At 63.3% G+C, this 8,702-nt stretch carries 6 protein-coding genes, 1 pseudogene and 1 other annotated feature; of the genes and pseudogenes, 4 read left to right on the top strand and 3 right to left on the bottom strand.

The genetic code is table 11. From position 1 onward, the window contains the following. Nucleotides 1-94: 94 nt before the first annotated feature. The 3 genes and pseudogenes from HDE78_RS18710 to HDE78_RS18700 all read right to left on the bottom strand — a co-directional run. Nucleotides 95-847: pseudogene (locus HDE78_RS18710) on the bottom strand (IS3 family transposase); the annotation flags it as partial. Beyond that, nucleotides 453-569: a sequence feature (AL1L pseudoknot), on the bottom strand. It overlaps the preceding pseudogene by 117 nt. A 651-nt stretch (nucleotides 848-1,498) precedes the next feature. After that, nucleotides 1,499-2,542: an agmatine deiminase family protein gene (locus HDE78_RS18705; protein WP_179482308.1), complete on the bottom strand. Its 1,044-nt coding sequence runs from the start codon at nucleotides 2,540-2,542 to the stop codon at nucleotides 1,499-1,501. Nucleotides 2,543-2,853: 311 nt separating this feature from the next. Further along, nucleotides 2,854-3,222 carry a hypothetical protein gene (locus HDE78_RS18700; protein WP_179482306.1) on the bottom strand — a complete coding sequence of 123 codons (369 nt, stop codon included), beginning with the start codon at nucleotides 3,220-3,222 and terminating at the stop codon, nucleotides 2,854-2,856. A gap of 301 nt (nucleotides 3,223-3,523) precedes the next feature. On the opposite strand from HDE78_RS18700, the gene HDE78_RS18695 reads away from it, so the two are divergent. From HDE78_RS18695 to HDE78_RS18685, 4 genes are all read left to right on the top strand, one after another. Then, complete coding sequence (locus HDE78_RS18695; protein ID WP_179482304.1) at nucleotides 3,524-5,443, top strand: ATP-binding cassette domain-containing protein; 1,920 nt, start codon at nucleotides 3,524-3,526, stop codon at nucleotides 5,441-5,443. Between the two features lie 6 nt (nucleotides 5,444-5,449). Further along, nucleotides 5,450-6,373, top strand: a complete 924-nt coding sequence (locus tag HDE78_RS21150; protein WP_255457900.1) for a phosphoglycerate mutase — start codon at nucleotides 5,450-5,452, stop codon at nucleotides 6,371-6,373. Continuing rightward, complete coding sequence (recJ, locus tag HDE78_RS18690) at nucleotides 6,334-8,145, top strand: single-stranded-DNA-specific exonuclease RecJ (RefSeq protein WP_345776084.1); 1,812 nt, start codon at nucleotides 6,334-6,336, stop codon at nucleotides 8,143-8,145. The genes HDE78_RS21150 and recJ overlap by 40 nt, the downstream gene beginning before the upstream one ends. A 106-nt stretch (nucleotides 8,146-8,251) precedes the next feature. Next, complete coding sequence (locus tag HDE78_RS18685) at nucleotides 8,252-8,626, top strand: STAS/SEC14 domain-containing protein (RefSeq protein WP_179482300.1); 375 nt, start codon at nucleotides 8,252-8,254, stop codon at nucleotides 8,624-8,626. Nucleotides 8,627-8,702 lie beyond the last annotated feature (76 nt).

Below are 8,702 nucleotides of genomic sequence, written 5' to 3'. Positions count from 1 at the left end.
ACCTCGGCCTTCCAGGCCGAGGTCCGTCAAAATATCCAAGACTCGCTACCCCGTGAATCGAAAAGCCGCTCCGCTTAAGTGAACAGCATTACGCCCACGTCGAGACATACGTGAAGTCCGAAACCCATAACGCATTGGGTCGATCCGCTCGAAACTGCCGGTTCACCTTGTCCTGCGGGCATGTGATCGCTTTGTCGCTAACCGTGGTCTTGACCACCTTGCCGCGCCTTACCCCCCTTGAGCTGCAGGCGGCGCATCAACCGTTCCACCGTGCAACGGGCCACCCGCCTCTGCTCGCGTCGCAGCTGATGCCAGACCTTTCGTGCGCCATAGACCTGACGGTTCTCGTCCCACACCCGCCGAATGTCGCCGCACAGCTGCTCGTCTCGCTGGATACGCGCCGGCGCCGTGGACGGATCGGCCTGCCGGGCGGCGTGGAGGTAGTCTGTCGACGGGGCGATCGGCAGTACCTTGCAGATCGGCTCGACCCCGTAAGCCTCGCGGTGTTCGTCGATGAATGCCTTCATGGCTTGAACCGGCGGTCGAGCTCCGCCTGGGCAAAATACGCCGACGCCTTGCGCAGTATCTCGTTGGCTTGGCGAAGCTCGCGGTTCTCTCGTTCGAGCGCCTTCAGTCGCTCATGCTCCGACGTGCTCAGCCCCTCGCGCTGACCCACGTCACGCTCGGCCTGCTGCAGCCAGCGGCGCAAGGTCTCGGCCGTACAGCCTATCTTGGTCGATATCGATGCGATCGCCGCCCACCGCGAGGCGTACTCGCCTTGATGATCGCGCACCATCCGAACCGCTCGCTCGCGTACTTCCGGGGAATACTTCGTTGCTGTCTTCATCGCTCCATCCTCTCAAGAGTGGGAGCCTCCGGGAAAGACGGGGCGATTCAAAACCGCTTCCACTTGCGCTGTCGGGATGCTACCAGTCGACCCCAGCAGCCATTGATGCTTGAACCCGTAAACACCGTCAAGTTTGGCCAGTTCACGGCCTCGCGATTCTTCTGTGATTGCTGATACGCACATTCGAGCGATTGTCGCAACAACCTGTGACAATCAACGGAAGGCTTGGGTTTAAGGAAGTACTTGGGAGCAATGTTTCGCCGTTTGGCGGAGCAGAAGAAGAGTTGAGTGGATGGGAGGCACCTGATGCCGGACCATGTGCACATGTGGCTAACGTGCCTGTGCCACTTCATATCAATAGGTGGCGCACTTTAGAATTGAATTTGCCGGAGAGTGGAAGCGGAGTTTCGTTGGGCAAAGTTTGTGAGCCCAAGGGTATTTCATATCGACAGTGGGGCGGAACGAAGAAAGGATTCGGACATACATTCAGAACCAAGAGGTGGAGGACAAGCGGCTGGATCAGCTTCAGTTGCTGAGATAGCCGAGCCACCTTTGATGGCTAATTCAAGGGAAGCGCGCAGCGCTCCAGCTAGCCGCTTTGAGCAGCTCACATATCTAAAGCCCCGGGCTCGGCTGGGAAATACTTACTGGTTATTGGCTCCCAACCAGGCCAGCGGGCAGCTGCATGGTGATGCAGTGCAGGCTGCCGTTCTGCCAGATCAGCGCACGACAGGGCACCTGCACGACTTCGCGGCCGGGGTGCGCGGTGCCGATGATGTAGGCGGCTTCGTCGTCGGCTTTGTCGCCGTAGGCCGGGACCAGCACCGCATCGTTGACGATCAGGTAGTTCGCATAGGACGCGGCCAGGCGACGACCTTCATCGAGAATAGGCTGCGCCCACGGCAGCGGATACAGCTGATACGGACGGCCATCGCTGGTGCGCAGCGCAGCCAGTTCGCTGGCCATGCGCTGCAGTTCTTTATGGTGCGGATCGCTGGCGTCATCGCAGGCCTGGAACACGATGCGTTCACCCGGTGCGAAGCGGGCGAGGGTGTCGATGTGGGCGTCGGTGTCGTCGCCTTCGAGGTAGCCGTAGTCGAGCCACAGCACGCGATCGGCATGCAGGCCGTCGCGCAATATCGCGCTCATTTCCTCACGCGTTTGGTCGGGATGACGCTGCACCAGACAGCGCCAGGTGGTAAGCACGGTGCCGTGGCCATCGCTTTCGATGGCGCCGCCTTCAAGCGCCCAGTCGATGCGGCGATGGCCGGCCGTTCCGAATACGCCGGCATTGACGAGACCGGCGACCAGGGCGTCGTCCTGCGCCGAACCGAACTTGCCGCCCCAGCCGGTAAAACGAAAATCGGTGAGCTGATATTTTTTGTCGCCGGCGCTCAGCGTGATCGGGCCGGAATCGCGCAGCCAGGTGTCGTCGTAGGACAGCTCGACAAAGCGCACGCGCGACAGGTCAACGCCATGCTCGCGCAGCTGCGCTTCGACGTGCGCATGCAACTCTGCATCCGGCACCACGATGATCAGCGACTGGAAGCGCACGACGGCGGCGGCCAGCGCAATATAGGTGGCTTCAACACTGGCCAGGCGATCGGCCCAGTCGGTGCCGGCGTGCGGCCAGGCGATCAGCACCGCGGACTGTGGCTCCCATTCCGCCGGCAGGCGCAAGCTGTGGTTGGTCATGCGAAAAATTCTCGGGCGGTTAGGGAAAGCATCAGGTTGAAAATAACCAAAATTGAGCCGTCATTCCGGCGCAAGCAGAACGGCTTCAAAACAGCGCAGCTGGTCAATCCAGTGCCTTCCAACACTTATCCAGTCACTAAATTCCGGCTTGCGCCGGAATGACGGAAGATTGGATCATTCGGAGTCTGGCTGAACGCCGAAGTAGCGGATTGTACGACAAGGTTTTTGCAGGCACATAAAAACGCGGCATGCGTCACCACAGGCTGCGTTCTTGAAGACCCCATCATTTGGCAGTGCTCAGGCGACCGTGTTCAGTTAACCGCCGCGGGGTTGGTATTGTTTCCCGCCGGCGTATTCAGCACCGAGTGGATGACGTGGCTGCGCTCGAAATACACGATGAAGTTCGCGTAGTCCCAGCGGTTGATCACCGGATGCTTGCTGCTGTCGCCGCCGCGAGGTGACAGCTTGCTCTGCGGCGTGCCGTAAGTCCTTTCTACCTGGGCCATGCTCATGCCGCGGGTGGGCAGGTGCATCCCGTTTTCCTGCTGCACGCGATGGATCAGCAGGTTGTCGCCGTGGGTCTGTGTCTGCGGCGCGGCGCTTACGCTCGACGAAACGGAGAAACTGCCGATGGCTGCCAGCGCGATGACGACCGGCAAACGGCAAATGGACTTGACCATGGTTCCCCCTATCCCTAACAAGACTGTGTGCGTGCAAGACGTTTGTACGCAAGGCTGTATGCCGCCATGTTGTAGCAAAACCAGCGCGTGTGCGCCATGCCATGACACGCTTAATGCCGATAACGCCACACGGCGGCGCGTATTCCCTAGCATAAGGCCGTGCCGATTCTAACGAACGGTCACCCGATCGGCACTCCGCTGACACCCGCGCTATGCTCCCGCCAGGGCAAGAATACCTTGATCCCCGCTATCATGGGCGGCTGCGGGCCACGGCCTGCCCGATTCGGACACCGGCGACACCATGATTGCTTTTCGACACTTTGCCTTGCGCCGCGGCACCCGCCTGCTGCTCTCCGATATCGACCTGGTGATCCAGAGCGGCTGGCGGCTGGGCGTGATCGGTCGCAACGGCTGCGGCAAGTCCAGCCTGTTCGCCGCGCTGCAGGGCAAGCTGGACGGCGATGCGGGCCAGCTGGATATCCCGGCCAAGCTGCGGCTGGCCTCGGTGGCGCAGGAAACCCCGGCGCTGCCCGATGCCGCCATCGACTACGTGCTGGGTGGTGACGAAGAGCTTGCCGCCGTGCTGCAGGACGAAAGCGACGCTGCCGAAAGCGGCGACACCGAGGCGATGGCCCGCGCGCATCAGCGCATCGAGGAACTGCACGGCTACGACGGCCGCGCGCGCGCCGGCAAGCTGCTGCACGGCCTGGGCTTTCCGCCGGAAACTCACGAACGTGCGGTGCAGGAGTTCTCCGGCGGCTGGCGCGTACGGCTCAACCTGGCGCGTGCGCTGATGGCACCGTCCGAGCTGCTGCTGCTCGACGAGCCGACCAACCATCTCGATCTCGATGCCGTGCTGTGGCTGGAGGAATGGCTGCGCCGCTACCAGGGCACGCTGCTGATCATTTCGCACGATCGCGAGTTTCTCGATGGCGTGATCACGCACACCATGCATCTGAACGATGGCAAGGCGAAGATGTACACCGGCAACTACAGCGCCTTCGAGCGTCTGCGGGCCGAGCAGCTGCGCCAGCAGCAGATCACGCACGAGCGCGAACAAGCCGAGCGCGCGCATCTGCAGTCCTTCGTCGATCGCTTCAAGGCCAAGGCCAGCAAGGCCAAGCAGGCGCAGTCGCGCATGAAGCGGCTGGAAAAGCTGGCCGGCACCGAGGCGGTGCGCGCGGAGCGCTCGTTCCACTTTCAGTTTGCCAAACCCGACCGCCTGCCGGACTCGATGCTGCAGCTAGAGGACATCGTCACCGGTTACCCCGACGACAAGGGCGGCCCGGACAACATCATCCTGGACAACGTGCGTTTTAGCCTGGAAGCCGGCGACCGCATCGGCCTGCTCGGCCCCAATGGCGCCGGTAAATCGACTCTGGTGAAAACTCTGGTCGGCGAACTCGATCCGTTCAGCGGCGAGCGCAAGGCGCACAAGGATCTGAAGATCGGCTACTTCGCTCAGCACACGGTCGAGAGCCTGCGCGAGGGTGCCAGCCCACTGGAGCATCTGATGGACAAGGCGCCGGGCGTGGCGACCCAGGTGATGCGCGATTTTCTCGGTACCTGGAATTTCGCGGGCGATCGCGCATTCGAGTCGGTCGACGGATTCTCCGGCGGCGAGCGCGCGCGTCTGGCGCTGGCGCTGATCGCCTGGGACAAACCCAACCTGCTGCTGCTCGACGAGCCGACCAACCATCTCGATCTGGACATGCGCGAGGCCCTGGCCGACGCGCTGTCCGACTTCGACGGCGCGCTGGTGCTGGTATCGCACGATCGCCACCTGCTCGGCCTGGTCTGCGACAGCTTCTGGCGCGTGGCCGACGGCGTGGTGGAAGGTTTCGACGGCGATCTGGACGACTACGCCAAGTGGCTGCGCTCGCGCGGCGCGGCCAATAAAAAGGCGGCGAAGGCCGGCGCTGCGGCCAAGCCGGTCGCAGCTGTCGTCAAGGTCGAGTCGCCGGAAGAGCGCAAGCGTAACCACGCCGCCGCGCGCGAGAATGAAAAAGTCTCGCGCCAGCGGGTGAAGAAAATTGAAACTCGCACCGCAACGATCGACGCCGAGCTGACCAAGCTGGAGGCCACGCTGGCTGATCCGGCCACGTATAACGGCCCCACCGGCGAGATGATGCGGCTGGGCCAGCGGCAGACGGAACTGCGCAAGGAAAAAGATGCGCTGGAAACCGAGTGGCTGGAACTGCAGGAGCAGCTGGAAGCATGAGTTCGCATGACGGGTAAGCCGGAGCCGACCGTGTACGTGTGGTTGCCGGCCTTGCCGGCGACCGGCGCCGCGAGCGCGCTGCGAGCGCTGTTGGTCCGCGCCGATCGGCTTGGCGATGGACGCGCCGGTTATCTGACCGGCCTGGGCGATTACTTCGCTGGCGCCGATAACGCTTTGGCCGCCGCCGCGATCACTCGCGAACATGTGGCTCACGACGCCGGTACAGATACCTGGCTGTCAGCGGACCCCGCCTGGGTCCAACCGGAAATGAACGGCGTGCGGCTGCTGGCCTGCGGGCAATTGCAGCTGACGATGGACGAAGCGCTCGCCTTTGCCGATGCGTTGCAACCGGCGTTCGACGACGCGGGCATCGCGCTGGAAATCACCACGCCCGATCGCTGGCATCTGCGCCTGCCGCCGAATACGCCGCTGCCGACGTTCTCGGCGCCCGAGCAGGCGTTGGGTGAGGATCTTTCGCAGCACCTGCCGCAGGGCGCCGAAGGCAAGCGCTGGCGCGTGCTGATCAACGATATCCAGGTCCTGCTGCATCAGCATCCGCTCAATAGCGCGCGGCGGGCGCGTGGCCTGGCGCCGGTGAATAGCCTGTGGCTGTGGGGCGGCGGTGCGCTGTCGCCGCCGCTGCCCAGTACATTGACCGGTGTGATCAGCGACGATTTGCTGCTCAATGCGTTAGCCGCGCGCGCTGGCATCCAGCGTCTTGCGCGAACGGAAGACGCCGTTGCCGCCGCCACGAATGGATGGCTGATCGATCTGCAGGACTTGCCGATACGCGAGATCGAATCCGCGTGGTTACCGGTTATCGAAACCTTGATGCATCGCCACTCGCTGCGTCTGCACTTTGCCAACGGCGAACGCTGGCAGAGCAAGCCGTGGCATCGCTGGCGCCTGTGGCGCAGGGCAGCACGTTGATCACGCCGGAATTGCGCCGACGGGCGATCAGCGGCACGCCCAGCGGCTGGCCCGAGGCAGTGCACGTCGTGCTGCAGCAGATCTACGCCGCGCGTGGCGTGTTCACACCCGATCAGGTCGAACACCGCTTGGCGCGTATGCTGTCGCCGCAGGCGCTGGGCGGCATGCCACAGGCGATCGAGATACTGGTCGAAGCGATCCGCGACGACTGGCGCATCGTGATTGCCGGCGACTACGATTGCGATGGTGCCACCGGCACTGCCGTTGCGGTGCGTGGCTTGCGCATGCTGGGCGCGAAGCGGGTGAGTTACGCGGTGCCGCATCGCTTCATTCACGGCTACGGGCTCAGCGCGGCGCTGGTTGAGTCGATGCAGCCGACGCCGCAGCTCATCGTTACCGTCGACAACGGCGTGGCCAGCGTGGCGGGCGTCGCCGCGGCCAGGGCGCGCGGTATCAAGGTCATCGTCACCGATCACCACTTGCCGGGCGAGCAGCTGCCTGCCGCCGACGCCATGGTCAATCCCAATCTGGTCTACGTCGACCAATGCGGGCACAGCAGCCCGCCGTGCGAGGTTTGCGCGCACGACGCGATCTTGAACGAGAGCTTTCCCAGCAAGGCGCTGGCCGGCGTGGGCGTGATGTTCTATTTGCTGCTGGCTTTGCGTGCCAGGTTGCGCGAGCTGGGTACATTCGGCGCAACGGAGCCTGATCTTTCGGTCCTGCTCGATCTCGTGGCGTTAGGCACTGTCGCCGATCTGGTACCGCTGGATTTCAATAACCGCGTGCTGGTCGAGGCGGGCCTCAAGCGCATTCGCAGCGTTCGCGCCTGCGCCGGCATTACGGCCTTGATCGAGTCGGGCAAGCGCAGCGTGGCGACGCTGTGCGCCAGCGATCTGGGGTTCGTCGTCGGCCCGCGCTTGAACGCGGCGGGTCGACTGGAGGACATGCGTCTGGGCATCGAGTGCCTGCTCACTGACGACGTGGGGCAGGCGTATCGCTACGCCGAACAGCTCAGCGCCATCAACCTGGAACGGCGCGACCTGCAGGCATCGATGGTAGCCGAGGCCGAACAGATGGCAGACGCTGCCGCGCACACCGATGCCGTCGGCGTGACCCTGTTCGAACCGTCGTGGCACGCTGGCGTCGTCGGGCTGGTGGCTTCCAAACTGAAAGATCGGTTGCACCGTCCGGTGATCGCTTTTGCGCCAGCGAGTGAAGACAACACCGACGAGCTGCGCGGCTCGGCGCGCTCGATTTCCGGCTTCCATATCCGCGATGCGCTGGCCGTCATCGACGCACGGCATCCGGGCTTGATCGAGCGTTTTGGCGGCCACGCGATGGCGGCCGGATTGAGTCTGAAGACCGGCGACTACCCGCGTTTTGCCGACGCGTTCGACGCGGTGGCCCGTGAGCTGATCGATGCGGATCAACTGCAGGCCGTGCTGTACACCGACGGCGAATTGCCTGCCGGCGCCGCGTCGCTGCATCTGGCCCGGCAGCTGCGTCAGGCCGGGCCGTGGGGGCAGGCGTTTCCGGAACCGCTGTTCGACAATGCGTTCGAGTGCCAGAGCTGGAAGCTGATGGGCGAGCGCCACCTGCGTCTGCAGCTGCGCGATCCGCGCGACGGCGCCATGCACGATGCGGTGATGTTCAACGCTTACCACGGTATGCCACCGCCGACGCGTTTGCGCGCGGTATACGAACTGACCATCAACGACTGGCAGGGTCGCGAAACGCCGCGGCTGCTGTTGCGGCATATCGAAGCGATCTAAAACGATAGGTGGCCTGACTGCCCACCGACGTCGGGTATGTTATTCACGACGATCGAAGCAAGCTGCTGCTAGATTCTGATTCATTCACTATTCCAAGGAGCAAGCGATGATCGAACAGATGCAGGGACTGCTGGCGGGTACGCTCGGCTTTCGCGCCATTGGCCAGGTTACGGCGGACGACTATGCGCGCATCATCGTGCCGGATGTCGAAGCGGCGTTTGCATTGAACCGCAAGCTGCGTCTGATTTATCACATCGGTCCGGAGTTCACGGGTTTCGATCCAGGTGCCATGTGGGATGACGCCAAGCTCGGCATGCGTCACCTCAGCGGCTGGGATCGGGTGGCGCTGGTCACCGATGTGCAGTGGCTGCGGATGACGGCCACGGCGATGGGTTTTGCGATTCCCGCGGAATTCCGCCTGTTCAGCAATGCCGAACTGGCACAGGCGATCGGCTGGATCAGCGAGCCACCGCGCGTCTAGTTGCCGACATTTGCGCAGCCCGTCGCATCAACGCGCTTGCGTTGGGACGCCGTATCTGTTTTAGTCGGGCCATGAT

This window comes from Rhodanobacter sp. K2T2 (assembly GCF_013408815.1).
In the GTDB taxonomy this organism is placed as follows: domain Bacteria; phylum Pseudomonadota; class Gammaproteobacteria; order Xanthomonadales; family Rhodanobacteraceae; genus Rhodanobacter.
The sequence above is the reverse complement of the archived record's forward strand: the minus strand, read 5'-3'. Positions and strand labels throughout refer to the sequence as shown.